Genomic DNA, 15,326 nt, shown 5'->3' on the forward strand with positions numbered 1-15,326 from the left:
CGCACATGATTCGCCAACCCCCGGTGCGACACCTGCACACCCTTCGGCCGACCCGTCGACCCCGACGTGAAAATCACATACGCCAACTCGTCGAGACCCGTGGCGCGTACCGGCAGGGGAACGTCCGTCTCCCCGATGTCCTCGACGCGCACGACCTCCACGTCGACCGGGGCGAACCGGTCGGCGTACCGCTGCGAGGTGATCGCGACCCGGGCGCCCGCGTCGGCGAGCATGGCCGCGATGCGGCCCGGCGGGTACGACGGATCCACCGGCACGAACGCCGCACCCGCCTTCCACACCCCCAGCATCGACGCCACCAACTCGACGCCCCGGTCCAGCAGCACACCCACCACCGCACCGGCACCCACACCCCGGGCGGCCAACCAGCGGGCGACCTGCCCGGCCCGGGCGTCCAGCCCCGCGAAGTCGATCCCCGCGCCGCCCGGCACCGACACCGCCTCCGCCGACGGCGTCTCCGCCGCCCGCGCCTCGAACTCGGCCAGCACCGAACGCGACAACGGCGCCACCGCCGACGCCCCGTCGGCCAGCACCACCGACACCTCACCCGGAGGCAGGCACACCACCGACGCGTCACCGTCCACGTCGGCCACCATGGCCTCCAGCACCGCCCGGTACATGCCACCGAGGCGGGCGACCTGCGGCACGCCGAGGTGGCGCAGGTTGGCCTCCAGCGTGAGGAAGCCGAGCCGGCTGATCACGCCGAGCGGGAACTCGTTGGGGCTGTCGTCGATCGAGTCGGCGTAGTCGATCTCGTCGGTGTCGATCTGGTGGAAGTCGTGGAAGCTGAACCGGACGTCCAGCATCCGGCCGCCGTCGCCGACCTCCCGCTGGAGCACCGGCAGCGGGTACCGGCGGTGCGGCCACAGCTCCAGCTCCCCGGCGAACGTCCGCCCGATCAGCTCCCGCCAGGTCCGCGCGCCCGCGTCGTGCACGAACGGCACCGTGTTCAGGTGCATGCCGTAGACGCGGTCGGCGCCGGCGACCTCGGGGCGGATGTTGGACACCAGCCCGGTGAAGAACGACCCCGACCCGGTGAGCTGGCTCATCACCTTCAGGTGCGCGGCCAGCATCACCGACTTGAACGGCACGCCGGTCTGGCGGGCCAGCGCCCGCAGGCCCGGCTCCAGGTCGTGCAGCGGCACCCAGTGGTCGTACTGGGCGCCGTCGGCGGCGGTCGGGTCGCCCCAGCCCTCGGGCAGCACGAACCGGTCCCGGCCGGCGACCCGGTCGTGCCAGAAGGCGCGGTCCGTCCCCTCGCCGGTGGAGCGCAGCTCGGCGGCGACGGCGTCGGCGAAGCGCACCGGCGGCGCCGGGCGCGGTTCGACCGGCAGCCCGTCGCGGATCCGGTGGTACGCGCCGACCAGCTCCATCATCAGCGAGTGGTAGCTCCAGCCGTCCATGATCGGGTGGCACTCGGTGAGGGTGAGCCACCAGCTCCCGTCGGCGCAGACGCGCGCGTGCAGCCGGAACAGCGCCGGCTCGCCGAGGTCGAACATGTCGGCCCGCTCGGCGGCGATGAAGTCGCGCAGCTCCCGCTCCAGGCCGGCCCGGTCGGCGGCCTGCGCCCGGTCCATGCCGACCCGCATCTCGGCGGTGGCGTGCACGAGCTGCATCGGCACCGAGTAGCCGGTCAGGTCGAACGAGGTGCGCAGCACCTCGTGCCGCCGCACCAGCAGCGCGGCGGCCTCCCGGAACGCGTCGAGCGAGAACTCGCCGGCGTCGGGGATGCGGTAGGTGGTGGCGTTGAGGTAGTGGTTGTGCTCGTCGGCGAGCATCTCGGCGAGCATGCCGAGCTGCACCTGCGTGCAGGGGTACGCGTCGACGACGCCGTCGGGCAGCGCGGCCCGGTCGGCCTCGGAGATCAGCGCGAACGGCTCGGCGGCCGGCTCCGGCGCGGCCGGCGCGGGGCGTCCGGTGAGGAACTCCGCCAGCTCGGCGATGCTGCGGCGCTCGAAGAGGTCGCGCACCTGCACGTCGAAGCCGGCGGCCCGGATGGCGGCGGCGAGCGCCACGGCGCGGATCGAGTCGCCGCCGACGTCGAAGAAGCCGTCCTCGACGCCGACCCGCTCCAGGCCGAGCAGTTCGGCCCAGATCGCGGCGAGCCGCGCCTCCACCTCCGTACGCGGCGCCAGGTAGGGCCGGTCGGTGGCGGTGACGGCCCGGTCGGGTGCGGGCAGCGCCCGCTTGTCGAGCTTGCCGTTGACGGTCAGCGGCAGCCGGGCCAGCGGGACGAACGCCGACGGGATCATGTACTCGGGCAGGGTGCGGGCCAGCGCCGCGCGCACCTGCCCCGGCCGGGGCAGCTCCGCCTGCTCGTCGACGACCGAGTACGCCACCAGCCGCCGGTCGCCGGGGGTGTCCTCGCGGACGACGACCACGGCCTCGCGCACCCCGGGCAGGGCCGAGATGGCGGCCTCGATCTCGCCCAGCTCGACCCGGTAGCCCCGGATCTTCACCTGGTCGTCGATGCGGCCGACGAACTCCAGGCTGCCGTCGGCGCGCCGGCGGGCCAGGTCGCCGCTGCGGTAGAGGCGGGCGCCGGGCGGGCCGAACGGGTCGGGCACGAACCGCTGGGCGGTCAGCTCGGGCCGGTTCAGGTAGCCCCGGGCCACGCCGGGCCCGCCGACGTGGATCTCGCCGGTGACGCCGACCGGGACCGGGTTGCCGTACGGATCGAGCAGGTGGATGCTCAGGTCGGCCAGCGGGACGCCGACCGGGTTGGCGGTGCCGGTCAGGTCGTCGGGGCGCACCTCGTAGTAGGTGGCGTGCACGGTGATCTCGGTGATCCCGTAGAGGTTCAGCAGCCGGGGCGCGGCCAGCCCGCGCCGGGCCACCCAGGGGCCGAGGTCGCCGTACTCCAGCTTCTCCCCGGCGAAGATGACCGCGCGCAGCGCGAGCCGGTCGACGCGGGGGTCGCCGTCGCGGGCCAGCCCCACCAGGCCGCGGAAGGCCGTCGGGGTCTGGTTGAGCACGGTGACCTGCTCCTCGACCAGCAGGTCGAGGAGGTCGCCGGGGGAACGGGTGACCTCGCGGGGCACGACCACCAGCCGGCCGCCGTGCAGCAGCGCGCCCCACAGCTCCCACACCGACACGTCGAAGGCGTACGAGTGGAACAGCGGCCACACGTCGGCGGGGCCGAAGTTGAGGTCGTCCTGCGCCACGGTCGTCAGGCGCAGCACGTTGGCGTGGGTCAGGTACACGCCCTTGGGGCGGCCGGTCGACCCGGAGGTGTAGATGACGTAGATCAGGTTTTCGGGGTCGACGGCGACGCCCGGGTCGGTGCCGGGGCGCCCGGCGATCTCCCCGGCGTGCCCGGGGTCGTCCAGCACCACCACGACGCCGTCGAAGTCGGCGAACCGCGCCCGGTGGGCCTCGGTGGTCACCACGATCCGCGCCGCGGCATCGGTCAGCATGAAGTCGAGCCGGTCGGCGGGGACGCCGGGCTCCACCGGCAGGTACGCCGACCCGGACTTCAGCACGCCCAGCAGGGTGGAGACCAGCTCCGCGCGGCGGTCCAGGCAGACCGCCACCAGCCGCTCCGGGCCGGCGCCGAGGGCCCGCAGGTGGTGCGCCAGCCGGTTCGCGGTGGCGTCCAGTTCGGCGTACGTCCAGCGTCGCGCGCCGTCCACGACGGCGGTCGCGTCGGCGTGGGCGGCGGCGGTGGCGGCGAAGACGCCGTGCACCGTGCCGGTCACCGGCGTGGCGGGGCGGGCCGGGGCGGGGGTCGCCGCCGCGAGCTCGGCGTCGTCGAGGATGCGCAGCTCGGAGATCCGGGCGTGCGGGTCGGCCCCGACGTGCTCCAGCAGCCGGCCGAGGTGGTCGGCCATCCGCCGCACGGTGGCGTCGTCGAACAGCGCGGTCGCGTACTCCAGGTGCCCGCGCAGGCGGCCGTCGGCGCCCTCGACGACGTGCAGTTGCAGGTCGACCTTGGCGACCCGGGTGGGCAGCCAGAGCGTCTCGGCGGCGAGGCCCGCCGGCCAGGCGCCGCCGGGAGCGTCGTCGCCCAGGGTGAAGGCGACCTGGTAGAGCGGGGTGCGGGACAGGTCCCGTTCCGGTTCGAACTCGTCGACCAGCAGCGCGAACGGCACGTCGGCGTGGGCGAAGGCGTCGCGCACCGTGGCGCGGGTGCCGCGCAGCAGGTCGGCGAAGGTGGGGTCCCCCGTCCAACTGCCCCGCAGGACGAGGTTGTCGATCCCGTACCCGACCAGGTTGCGCAGCTCGGCGCGGTCGCGCACGGACGTCACGCTGCCCACGGGGATGTCGGTCCGGCCGGTGTGGCGCGACAGCAGCGCCTGGAAGGCGGTGAGCAGGGTGACGAAGAGGGTGGTCTCCGCGCCGCGGGCGATCTCTCGCAGCGCGGCGGAGAGGTCGGCGGAGAGCGCGAACGGGACCGACGCGCCCCGCCAGTCGCGCACGCGGGGCCGGGGCCGGTCGGCGGGCAGCTCCAGCGGGGCGATGCCGGCGAGGCGGTCGCGCCAGTGCTCCAGGTGCCGCTCCAGCGGCTCGCCGCGCAGCCGGTCGCGCTGCCACGCGGCGAAGTCGGCGAACTGCACGGCCGGCGGCGTCAGCGGCGAGGACTCGCCCCGGACGTACGCGCCGTACAGCTCGGCCAGGTCGCCGAGGAGCACCGCCGTGGAGGGCGCGTCGCAGGCGATGTGGTGGAGCACCAGCACCAGCAGGTGCTCGGCCTCGTCCAGGCGCAGCAGCGTCGCCCGTACCGGCCACTCGGTGGCCAGGTCGAAGCCGGTGGCGGTCAGCTCGGCCGTCGCCTCGGCGACCCGGTCGTCGCGCTCGGACCCGGCCACCCCGGAGAGGTCGACCAGCGGCAGCTCCTGCGGGCGGGGCTCGTCGACGACCTGCACCGGCGTCAGGTCGGCCATCGCGTACCGGGTGCGCAGGATCTCGTGCCGGGCGATCAGGGCGTCCCACGCCCGGGCCAGCGCGGCCCGGTCCAGCGGGCCGCGCAGCCGCAGCGCCGAGGAGACCAGGTACTCCGGGCTGGTGGGGTCCAGCCGGTTGAGGAACCACATCTGCTGCTGGCCGAAGGAGAGCGGGAGGTCGCCCGAGCGGTCGACGGTCGGGATCCCGGCGCGCCGACCGGCGGCCCGGCCCGCCAGCCGGCGTTGGACGAGCGACTCGCGCAGGTTGGGCTGGTTCGCGGTCGAGGTCATGCCTGGTGCTCCTTGGTCTGCCGCAGGTCTTCGGTCAGGTCGGCGTCGGACAGCGCGTCCACCTCGGCCCGGATGAGGTCCTCCACCGCGCCCGCCATCGCCTCGACGGTCGGGTGCTCGAAGACGAGCCGGAGCGACACGTCGAGGTCGAACTCCTCCTGGAGGCCGGCGACCAGCCGGCCCGCCAGCACGGAGTGCCCGCCCATGGCGAAGAAGTTGTGCCGTACGCCGACGGGCACGCCCAGCAGGTCGCTCCAGATCGCGCAGAGGCGTTCCTCGACGACCGTGCGCGGCGCGACGAGGCCGTCCTCGGTGCCGGCGGCGCCGGTCGACACGGCGTCGGAGAGCAGGTTGAGCAGGGCGGCGCGGTCCACCTTGCCGTTGGCGTTGAGCGGGATCTCGGCCACCGGCACGAGCAGGCTCGGCGTCATGTAGTCGGGCAGCAGCCGGGCGCAGTGCGCGGCCAGGTCGGGCGCCTCGCCCCGGTGGAAGGCGACCAGCCGCTCCTCGTGGACGACGACCGCGCACCGGGTCACCCCGGGGTGTTCCTCGACGACGGCGCGGATCTCGCCGAGTTCGATGCGGTAGCCGCGCACCTTCACCTGGTCGTCGGCCCGGCCGACGAAGTCCATCACCCCGTCGGGGCGCATCCGGACCAGGTCCCCGCTGCGGTACAGCCGGCTGCCCGGCGGCCCGTACGGGTCGGGCACGAACCTCTCCGCGGTGAGGTCCGGCCGGCCGGCGTACCCGGTGGCCAGGCACTCCCCGCCGATGTACAGCTCGCCGACGACCCCGACCGGGAGCAGCCGCAGCGCGTCGTCGAGCACCCGGACGGTGGTGTTCGCCATCGCCCGGCCGATCGGCACGATGTCGGTGGTCTGCGGCGTCTCGACCGGGTGGGCCGTCATGATGACGGTGGTCTCGGTCGGCCCGTAGCTGTTGGTGAGGCCACCCGGCCCGAGCCGGTCCAGCCACCGGTTGGCGGTCTCCTTGCGCAGCGCCGCGCCGGCCGTCCAGATCAGGCCGGAGAGCTGACCCGCCTGCTCGTCGTCGAGCTGCTCGGTGAGCAGTTCCAGGTGCGGCGGGGTCATGATGAACCGGTCGAACGGGCCGGCCTTGACGAGCAGGGCGCCCAGTTCGGCGATGTCGAGGGCGGCGGGCAGCAGGGTCACCGCCTGACCCGAGACCAGCGGGCTGAACAGGTTGGGAATGGACAGGTCGAAGGCGATGGTGGTGAACAGCGGCGCGCCGTCGCCCCGTCCCCCGCGCGCGCCCCGGTCGCCCAGGGCCTCGGTCTCGACGGCGCAGGCGAGGAAGTTGGACACCGCCCGGTGCGGCAGCGCCACGCCCTTGGGGCGGCCGGTCGACCCGGAGGTGAACAGCACGTAGGCCGTCTCCTCCGGGTCGGTGTCCCGGTCCGGCCGGTGGGTGGGGCCGGCGCAGACCATCAGCCGGTGGGTGTCCACGTGCAGGGTCGGCACGGTGAACCTTGGCGCGTACGCCGCCTGGGTGACGCCCAGCTCCACGCCGGCGGTGGCGAGCATGTGCCCGATCCGCTCGGCGGGGTACGACGGGTCGAGCGGCAGCACGGCCGCGCCCGCCTTCCAGGCGCCGAGGATCGCCGCGACCAGGTCGACGCCCCGGTCCAGCAGCACGGCCACCACCGCGCCCCGGGCGACGCCCGAGCGCCGCAGGTGGTGGGCGAACTGGTTGGCCCGGTCGTCCAACGTCGCGTAGGTGGTGGTGAGGTCGCCGTGCCGCAGCGCCACCGCGTCCGGCGTCCGGCGTCGCTGGGCCTCGAAGAGGTCGCAGACGGTCGCGGCGGAGCGGGGCACGGTGGGCCCGTGCACCTCGTGCAGGAGCAGGTGGCGCTCGCCCGGCGAGAGCAGGTCGAGGTCGTCGAGCGGGGTGCCCGGCTCGGCCACCGCCGCGGCGAGCAGCCGGACGAAGTGCTCGGCCATCCGCCGCACGGTCGACTCGTCGAACAGGGCGGTGGCGTACTCCAGGCTGCCGGCCAGGGTGCCGTCGGGGCGGGGCCAGACGTGCATCGTGAGGTCGGTCTTGGCGATCCGGGCCGCCCGGCGCAGGGCGTCCAGCAGGGCCTCGTCGTCGGTCGACTGGCCGGTGATGCCGCCCTCCTGGGCGTTGAGCATCACCTGGTAGAGCGGGGTGCGGGAGAGGTCGCGGACGTCGACGAGGTCGTCGACCACCCGCTCGAAGGGCAGGTCCTGGTGGGCGAGGGCGGCCAGGGTCCGGGACCGCACGGCCCGCAGGGCCGCCTCGAACGGGGCTGCCGGGTCCAGGGTGCAGCGCACCACCACGGGGTTGAGGAAGACCCCGGCAATCTGTTCCGCCTCGGCGGGGCGTCGACCGGAGGTGGGCGCGCCGACGGCGACGTCCCACTGCCCGCTGTAGCGGGCCAGCAGCGTGGCGAAGCCCGCCAGCATGGTCATGAACGGGGTCGCCGAGCAGCGCCGGCCCAGCGCGGTCAGCTTCTCCGCGAGCTGCGCCGGCACCTCGAACTCGACGTGCGCCCCGCGCGGGTCGCGCTCGGCCGGCCGGGGCCGGTCCAGCGGGAGGGTCAGCTCAGGCACCCCCGCCAGGTGTTCGCGCCAGAAGCCGAGCTCCCGCTCGACCCGGTCGTCGGTGAGGTACCCGCGCTGCCAGGCCGCGTAGTCGGCGTAGTGCACCGTCAGCTCCGGCAGGTCGGGCTCCCGGCCGGCGGCGCCGGCCGCGCAGAGTTCCCGCAGGTCCCGCTCCAGGACCCCGGCGGTGGTCGCGTCGGAGGCGATGTGGTGCAGCGCCACCAGCAGCAGGTGGTCCGCCCCGGCCGAGGTGACCAGGGTGGCCCGCCACAGCGGCCCGGTGCGCAGGTCGAAGCCCCGGCCGAGCTGCGCGTCGACGAGGTCGACGAGCGGGACCTCGGCGGCGTCACGGATCGTGAGGTCGACGGGGCCGGGCGGGTCGATCCGCTGGTGCGGCTCGCCGTCGTGGGTCAGGTAGCGGGTGCGCAGCGCCTCGTGCCGGGCCTCGAGCGCGGTCAGCGCCGCCCGTACGGTGTCGGGGGTCAGCGAGCCGGGCAGGCGCAGGTAGAGCGGCACCACCCACTCGGGGCTGCCTGGGTGCAGCTGGTCCAGCAGCCACAGCCGCCGCTGGGCCGGGGAGAGCGGCAGCGCGCCGGTGCGGGGCACCGGGACCACCGCCGGCGTCGCGGGGTCGCCGTCGGTCAGCAGGGCGGCCTGCGCCTCGACGGTGCTCGCGGCGAGCAGCTCCCTCAGCTCGATGCGCACGCCGGACTCGGCGGCGAGGCGGCTGGCGAGGCGGACGGTCACCAGCGACGACCCGCCGAGCTGGAAGAGGTCGTCGTGCACCCCCACCCGGTCGACGTCGAGCAGCTCCTGCCAGAGCCGGGCGACCAGGCGCTCGGCGTCGGTGCGCGGGGCCAGGTAGGCCGTGCGGTCGATGGTCTCGACGGGCGGCAGCGCGGCCCGGTCGACCTTCCCGCCGGTGGTCAGCGGGAACTCCGCCACCGGGACGAACACGGCCGGCACCAGGGCGTCGGGCAGCCGGTCGGTCAGGAAGGCCCGCAGCTCCGGGCTGCTCAGGGGGCGCCGGCTGGCGACGTACGCGGCCAGCCGGGGGCTGCCGCCGGGCTCGGCGAAGCCGACGACGACCGCCCGCCGGACGTCGGGGTGGGCAGCCAGCGCGGCCTCCACCTCGCCCGGCTCGATGCGTACCCCATTGATCTTGAGCTGGTCGTCGGCACGGCCGACGAACTCCAGGCTCCGGTCCGAGCGCCACCGGACCTGGTCGCCGGTGCGGTAGAGCCGTGCGCCGGGCGGCCCGTACTCGTCCGGCACGAACCGCTCCGCGGTCAGGTCGGGCCGGTTGAGGTACCCGCGGCCGAGCCCGGCCCCGCCCACGTAGAGGTCGCCGACCACGCCGATCGGCACCGGCCGCCGGTTGGCGTCCAGCACCTGGAGGCGGAGGTTGTCCAGCGGCCGGCCGATCGGCACCGGCCCGGTGCGCTGGGCGAGGTCGACCTGCTGGGCGGTCACGTCGATGGCGCACTCGGTCGGGCCGTAGGTGTTCCAGACCCGGGTCCCGGGCGCCACCGCCAGCCGCTGGCACAGCTCGGCGTGCAGCGGCTCGCCGGCGGAGAAGACCAGCCGCAGCGTGGTGCACCTCGGCCAGTCCGGCTCCTCCGTCACCAGTTGCAGCACCGAGGGCACGCCCTGGAGCACGGTCGCCCCGGACCGGACGACCGCCGCCACCAGCGCCGCCGGGTCGCGTTCGGCGCCGTCCGGCGCGAGCGCCACCGTCGCCCCGCAGATCAGCGGGGCGAAGAACTCCCAGCCGGCCGCGTCGAAGCTCACCGCGGTCTTCTGCAACACCCGGTCCGCCGGCGACAGGCCGTGCTGCCGGACCGTCCAGGCCACCCGGTTGCCGATGGCCCCGTGGGTGACGACCACGCCCTTGGGACGGCCGGTCGACCCGGAGGTGTAGATGACGTACGCCGCGTTGTCGGGGTCGATGCGGATTGCCGGCGCGGTGTCCGGTCCGGCCGCGATCCGCGCCCGGTCGGCGTCCAGGCAGACCACGTGGGACGGCCCGGCCAGGGCGTCGTCGCGCAGGTCGGTCTGGGTGAGCACGACGTCCACCCCGGTGTCGGCGACGATCCACCGTCGCCGGTCCACCGGGTGCGCCGGGTCCAGCGGCAGGTACGCGCCGCCGGCCCGCCACACCCCGAGCAGGGCGACCACGAGGTCGACCCCCCGGCGCAGGTACACGCCGACCGTCGACTCCGGACCGACGCCCAGCCCGACCAGGTGCTGGGCGAGCTGGTTGGCGCGCCGGTCGAGTTCGGCGTAGCCGACCCGTACGTCGCCGGCGAGCACCGCGGTCGCGTCGGGCGTCGCCGCGGCCTGGCGGGCGATCAGGTCCGGCAGGACGACGGGATCGACCGTGCCCGCTCCGGCGGCCGGCAGGGTGGACAGAGGGGTGCTCATCGGGGTGCTCCTCCGGGGTGGGGGGTCGATCGCGGACGGCCGGGGGTCACGCCTGCCGTGGGCCTGTCAGACGGACGCGCCGTCCATGCGCAGGCGCAGGCTCTTCGGCCGCATGTCGGTCCAGAGCTCGTTGATCCGGCTGAGGCACTCGTCCCGGGTGCCCTCGGTGCCCTCGGCCCGCCAGCCGGCCGGCAGCGCCCGGTCGCTCCACCAGATCGAGTACTGCTCCTCGTCGTTGAGCACCACCAGGTAGCTGCGGTCGTCGTCGCTCATGTTCTCTCCCTCGTGGGTCGCGCGGTCGCCACGGCGGCGGCCGGTACGGGTGTGAAGTCGTCGATCCGCACGCCGAGGCCCCGCTGGGCCGCCGTGCGGCGGACGTGTTCGGCCAGCGCGATGTCCAGCACGCCCAACCCGAACGGCGAGACCACCACCGGTCCGTCGCCCGGGGGCAGCGCCGCACCGCCGGCCAGCCGGCCGATGGTGGTGTGGATGAAGTCCCGGCCTCCGGTGAGCTGCTCGGCCAGGTGCAGCGAGGTCCGCTCGCGGCACACGTGGTCGGGGTCGTCGACGACGTTGCGGGCCGCCAGGATCGCCTCGGGGTGCAGGTCCCGCAGCGACAGGTGCAGCACCACGCTCCCCGGCTGACAGGCGGTCAGCTCCAGGTGCGGTTCGCTGGCGGTGGTGGCGATCGAGACCAGCCGGTGGGCGGCCAGGGCCTGCTCGGCGCTCGCCGCCACGCTGATCGTCGTGGCCGGCAGCAGGGCCGCCGCGCGGGCGGCGAACGCCTCGGCCCGGCGCGGGTCGGTGTCGTGCAGCACCAGCGAGGCCGGCGGGGTCAGGGCCACCGTCAGGAAGCGCAGCACCTGCTCGTTGATCAGCCCGCAGCCGATCAGCGCCAGGCCGTCCGGGCGGCGCTCGGCGGTCAGCAGCTGCGCGGCGAGGGCCGCGCCGGCCGCGGTGCGCCGGGCGGAGACGACCGATCCCTCGATCACCGCCTCGGGCTGGCCGGTCTCCAGCGAGTTCAGCACGATGGCGGCGCTGGCGCGGTCCAGGCCCCGCTCGATGTTGGCCGGGAACGAGGAGATCCACTTCATGCCGGCGGCCGGCGGATCGGAGCCCAGGTACGCGGGCAGGCCGATGATGCGGTTGCGGGCGGCGTCGGGGAAGCGCAGGAAGACCGAGTGCGGCACGCTGGTGCGGCCCTGCTCGTGCAGGAGGTACGCCTGCCGGACGAGGTCGATGACCCGGGCCTCGTCGCCGTCGAGCACGTCCCGGACCACGGCATGGCCGATGATCAGCATTTTTCGCCCTTCCACAGGTGGCTGACCTCGCCGAACTGTTCGGTCACCCAGCGATCGGAGTAGATGGTGTCGAGGTAGCGGTCGCCGTTGTCCGGGAAGATCAGGACGCTGGTGCTCCCGGCGGGCAGGTCGGCCATGCGGCGCCGCAGCGCGGCCACCGTCGCCCCGGAGGATCCGCCGGCGAGGATGGCCTCCCGGACCGCCAGCAACCGGCAGCCGACCACGCAGTCGAGGTCGGAGACGTGCAGCACCTCGTCCGGCCGGGCGTTGGCGGCCAGCGGCGGCACCACCGAGGCGCCGTGCCCGGGGATCAGCCGGGGCGCGGGCGGGTGGCCGAAGATCGCGCTGCCGACGGCGTCGACCGCGACGATCCGGGTGCGGTGGCCGTTCTCGCGCAGGTAGTCGGCGCAGCCGACCAGGGTGCCGCAGGTGCCGGTGGAGCAGAACAGGTAGTCGACCCGGCCGTCCAGCTCGGTCATGATCTCGGCCATGGTCTGCCGCTGGGCCCGGGCGTTGAGCGGGTTGGTGTACTGGTCCGGGCGGTAGGCGCCGGGCACGGTCTCCACCAGCTCGCGCACGCGGCGGCGCCGGACCGCGAGATACTCGCCGGTCACCGGGTCGGGGTGCTCGATCATGTCGATCTCGGCCTGGTACGCGGCCAGCACCGCCAGGTTCTGCCGGGTGGTCTTCGGGTCCACCACGCAGATGAACCGGATCCCGAAGTACGCGCAGATCTGGGCCAGGCCGATGGCGAGGTTGCCGGAGCTGGACTCCACCACCACGGACCGTCCCGGCACCAGTTCGCCGGATTCGATCTTTCCGCGCAGCATGTTCAGCGCGGCCCGGTCCTTGATGCTCCCGCCCGGATTGAACTGTTCGAGTTTCGCGTACGCCCGGGCGGGAAATTCGGGAAACAACCGGTCCAGGCGCACCAGGGGCGTGTTGCCGACCGTGGAGAGAATTCCCTGATCCATTTCAACCCCCTCTCCGGGCTGACGGAAGGTCGCCCGCATCCGCCGTGCGGGCGCTGTGCGGCACCCGTCGACGACGGGCGCCGGATGACCGGGGTGCTCAGCTCATGCCGAGTTCGAGCAGCATCCGCTCGTCGACGTCGCCGGCCAGGCGGGCGTCGGCCACCGTCGCGGCCGGGTCGGCGCAGGCCGCGCCGAGCAGGGCCAGGTACTGGTCGAAGAGCCGCTCGACGGTGGCGCGGTCGAGCAGGTCCCGGTCGTAGTTGAACTCGGTACGCAGGGCCAGGTCGGGCAGCTGGTGCACCGTCACGGCGAGGTCGAACTGCCCTTCGTCGTACGGCACCACCAGCTGGCGGACCCGGTGCCCGACGAATCCGTTGCTCGTGTCGGACAGGGTGTCGCCGTGCTGCCGGGTGAGCAGCGTGATGGTGACCCGCACCAGCGGGTCCCGGTCCCGGCGGGCCGCCTGGACCAGGGGGAACGGGTAGGCGGCGCGTGCCACGCCCTCCGAGAGCTGGCGTCCCGCGGCGGCGATCGCCGTCGCGAAGGTGGTGCCCGGGGTGAACGACGACCGCAGCACGACCGGGTTCACCAGCATCCCGACGACCTCCCGCAGCGCCCGCCCCCGCCGCAGCGAGACCGGGCAGCCGATGGTGAACTCGCCCTGCCCCGTGCACCGGTGCAGCAGCGCCTCGAAGACGCCGAGCAGGACCGTGAACGGGGTCACCGCCAGGGTGGCGGCCGTGGCGCGTACCTGCCGGGCGACGTCGTCCGGCAGCATCCGGGCCACGGACGCGCCGCGGTACGAGCGGGTGGCGGAGCGGGGCCGGTCGGTGGGCAGGGTGGCGGCGGTGGCGCCGGCGCAGGTGCGGGCCCAGTGCTCGGCCAGCTCGGCGCGCCGCGGCCCGGCCAGCATGGCCTGCTCGCGGGCGACGAACTCGTCGTAGCTGGGCCGCGTCGGCCAGTCCACCGTGTCCCCGCCCCGACCCGCCCGGTACGCGTCGCCGAGGTCCCGCCAGATCAGGTACTGGGAGAGCCCGTCGGTGGCGATGTGGTGGATGACCAGCACCAGCGCGCAGTCCGTGGGCCGGCGCAGCAGCACCGCCCGCAGCGGGCCGTCCTGTTCGAGCCGGAGCGGCTGCTCGCCGACGGCGTGGATGAGCGTACGCAGGGTCTCGTCGTCCACGTCGCCGACGTCGCGGACCTCGATCGCGCCCGAGCCGGCGGGGTCGACGAGCCGCACCGGCCCCGCTCCGGTCTCGGCGAACCGGGACCGGAGCAGGTCGTGCCGAGCCTGCACGGCGACGAGGGCGGCCCGCAGCACGTCGGTGTCGAGGACCGGCTCGGCGAGCACGGCCGTCACCACGTTGCTGGTCGAGCTCTCGGGCGCGAGTCGGTACAGCGCCCACTGCGCGGCCTGACCGACGGACAGCTCCCGGGTGTCCCCGTCGCCGGCGTTCACTTGGCGCCGAGCACGAAGTCGGTGAGGTCCCGGACGCGGACGAAGTTGCCGACCTCCTCGTCCGGCACCTCGATGTCGAAGTGCATCTCGGCGGCGCCGAGCAGATCGACCAGCTTGAGCGAGTCGAGGCCGAGGTCCACGAAGGTGTCGTCGGCGGAGATCGGCCGGTCCTGCTCCTCGGTCATCAGCTTGCGGGTCAGCTGCTCGACGTCGGCGGCCACCTGGTCAACGGTCATGTCAGTGTCCTTTCGGGAGGGTGTTCAGGGCATCCGGACGATCTGGCCGGCGTAGGCGAGGCCGGCGCCGAAGCCGAGCAGCAGCGCCTTGTCGCCGGGCTTGGTACGGCCGCTCTCGTGCAGCCGGCTCAGCGCGAGCGGCACCGAGGCCGCCGAGGTGTTCCCCGTGTCGATCACGTCCCGGGCGACCTTCTCCTCGGGGATCTCCAGGATCTCGGCGAGCTGCTCGATGATCCGCAGGTTCGCCTGGTGCGGCACGAACCAGTCGATCTCCGACAGGTCGATTCCGGCGCGGGCGCAGGCCTCCCGGGCGACCGGGGGGATGTTCTTGGTGGACCACCGGTAGACCAGCGGCCCGTTCATCGAGGCGTACTCCTTGCCGTCCTTGGCCCACTTGGTGCCGAGGATCGGGGCCCGCCGGCCGTCGCTGCCCCACACCACCGGGCCGATGCCCTCGGTCCCGGAGCGGGAGATGACCGCGGCGCCCGCGCCGTCGCCGAAGATGACGTACGTCGCCGGGTCCTCGGGGTCGATGAACTCGGTGAGGTGCTCGGCGCCGACGACCAGCACGTTGCGCGCCTCGCCGAGCCGGACCGCGTTCGACGCGACCGACACCGAGTAGGCGAAGCCCGCGCAGGCGGCGTTCAGGTCGAACGCGCCGGTGGCGGGGATGCCGATCCGGTGTGCGACCTCCGGCGCGCCGCCCGGGATCCGGTCCCGCTTGGTGGCGGTGGCCAGGATGAGCAGGTCGACCTCGGAGGGGTCGACGTTCGCCATCGCCAGCGCCTTCGCGCCGGCCTCGGCCGACATCACCGGCACGGTCTCCCCGGGACCGGCGGCGTGCCGGGTCTTGATGCCCGTGCGCTCCTCGATCCACTCCGTGGTCACGTCCGTACGCAGTGCGATGTCCGGGTTGGTGACCACGCGGGTGGGCCGATAGGCGCCGAGCCCGGTGATCGCCGAACCGAAGATGCTCGACATCGTTCTCCCTTCGTCAACCCGGCCGGCAGCCGTGTCGAGGACTGCCGGGAGAAAGGCTCGGGCAGCCGCCTCATAGCTTCTCTACATATCGACGCGGCATAGGAATGCCATAGCCGGCGGCGGAAGTCTGCGCCGGGCACGGACCGCCGAGGCCCGAAGGCCGATCGAGAAGGT

At 74.3% G+C, this 15,326-nt stretch carries 8 protein-coding genes; all 8 read right to left on the reverse strand.

The features are described 5' to 3' along the window. Positions 1–5,192: amino acid adenylation domain-containing protein (locus ABZ573_RS30470; protein WP_358122495.1), on the reverse strand; the 5,192-nt coding region annotated here is incomplete at its 3' end. Beyond that, complete coding sequence (locus ABZ573_RS30475; protein ID WP_358122497.1) at positions 5,189–10,201, reverse strand: amino acid adenylation domain-containing protein; 5,013 nt, start codon at positions 10,199–10,201, stop codon at positions 5,189–5,191. The genes ABZ573_RS30475 and ABZ573_RS30470, both read right to left, overlap by 4 nt. Before the next feature lie 66 nt (positions 10,202–10,267). Continuing rightward, positions 10,268–10,474: an MbtH family NRPS accessory protein gene (locus ABZ573_RS30480; protein ID WP_121401347.1), complete on the reverse strand. Its 207-nt coding sequence runs from the start codon at positions 10,472–10,474 to the stop codon at positions 10,268–10,270. Further along, complete coding sequence (gene sbnB / locus ABZ573_RS30485) at positions 10,471–11,502, reverse strand: 2,3-diaminopropionate biosynthesis protein SbnB (RefSeq protein WP_358122500.1); 1,032 nt, start codon at positions 11,500–11,502, stop codon at positions 10,471–10,473. The genes ABZ573_RS30480 and sbnB overlap by 4 nt, the downstream gene beginning before the upstream one ends. After that, positions 11,496–12,476, reverse strand: a complete 981-nt coding sequence (gene sbnA / locus ABZ573_RS30490) for a 2,3-diaminopropionate biosynthesis protein SbnA (protein WP_132240746.1) — start codon at positions 12,474–12,476, stop codon at positions 11,496–11,498. The genes sbnB and sbnA overlap by 7 nt, the downstream gene beginning before the upstream one ends. 97 nt (positions 12,477–12,573) lie before the next feature. Further along, positions 12,574–13,935, reverse strand: coding sequence for a condensation domain-containing protein (locus ABZ573_RS30495; protein WP_327028807.1), 1,362 nt, complete (start codon positions 13,933–13,935; stop codon positions 12,574–12,576). Continuing rightward, on the reverse strand, positions 13,932–14,171 hold the full coding sequence (locus ABZ573_RS30500) for an acyl carrier protein (RefSeq protein WP_151456123.1): 240 nt from the start codon (positions 14,169–14,171) through the stop codon (positions 13,932–13,934). The genes ABZ573_RS30495 and ABZ573_RS30500 overlap by 4 nt, the downstream gene beginning before the upstream one ends. A 24-nt stretch (positions 14,172–14,195) precedes the next feature. Then, a complete protein-coding gene (locus ABZ573_RS30505; RefSeq protein WP_151456122.1) occupies positions 14,196–15,152 on the reverse strand; it encodes a beta-ketoacyl-ACP synthase III in 957 nt (318 codons plus the stop codon). Between the last annotated feature and the right edge of the window lie 174 nt (positions 15,153–15,326).

The sequence above is a fragment of the Micromonospora sp. NPDC007220 genome (assembly GCF_040634035.1).
GTDB lineage: Bacteria > Actinomycetota > Actinomycetes > Mycobacteriales > Micromonosporaceae > Micromonospora > Micromonospora reichwaldensis.

Bases quoted from the DNA above. Each gene is read 5' to 3' on its own strand.
- ABZ573_RS30475 (WP_358122497.1), bottom strand. From the start codon at position 10,201: ATGAGCACCCCTCTGTCCACCCTGCCGGCCGCCGGAGCGGGCACGGTC.
- ABZ573_RS30480 (WP_121401347.1), bottom strand. From the start codon at position 10,474: ATGAGCGACGACGACCGCAGCTACCTGGTGGTGCTCAACGACGAGGAG.
- sbnB (WP_358122500.1), bottom strand. From the start codon at position 11,502: ATGCTGATCATCGGCCATGCCGTGGTCCGGGACGTGCTCGACGGCGAC.
- sbnA (WP_132240746.1), bottom strand. From the start codon at position 12,476: ATGGATCAGGGAATTCTCTCCACGGTCGGCAACACGCCCCTGGTGCGC.
- ABZ573_RS30500 (WP_151456123.1), bottom strand. From the start codon at position 14,171: ATGACCGTTGACCAGGTGGCCGCCGACGTCGAGCAGCTGACCCGCAAG.
- ABZ573_RS30505 (WP_151456122.1), bottom strand. From the start codon at position 15,152: ATGTCGAGCATCTTCGGTTCGGCGATCACCGGGCTCGGCGCCTATCGG.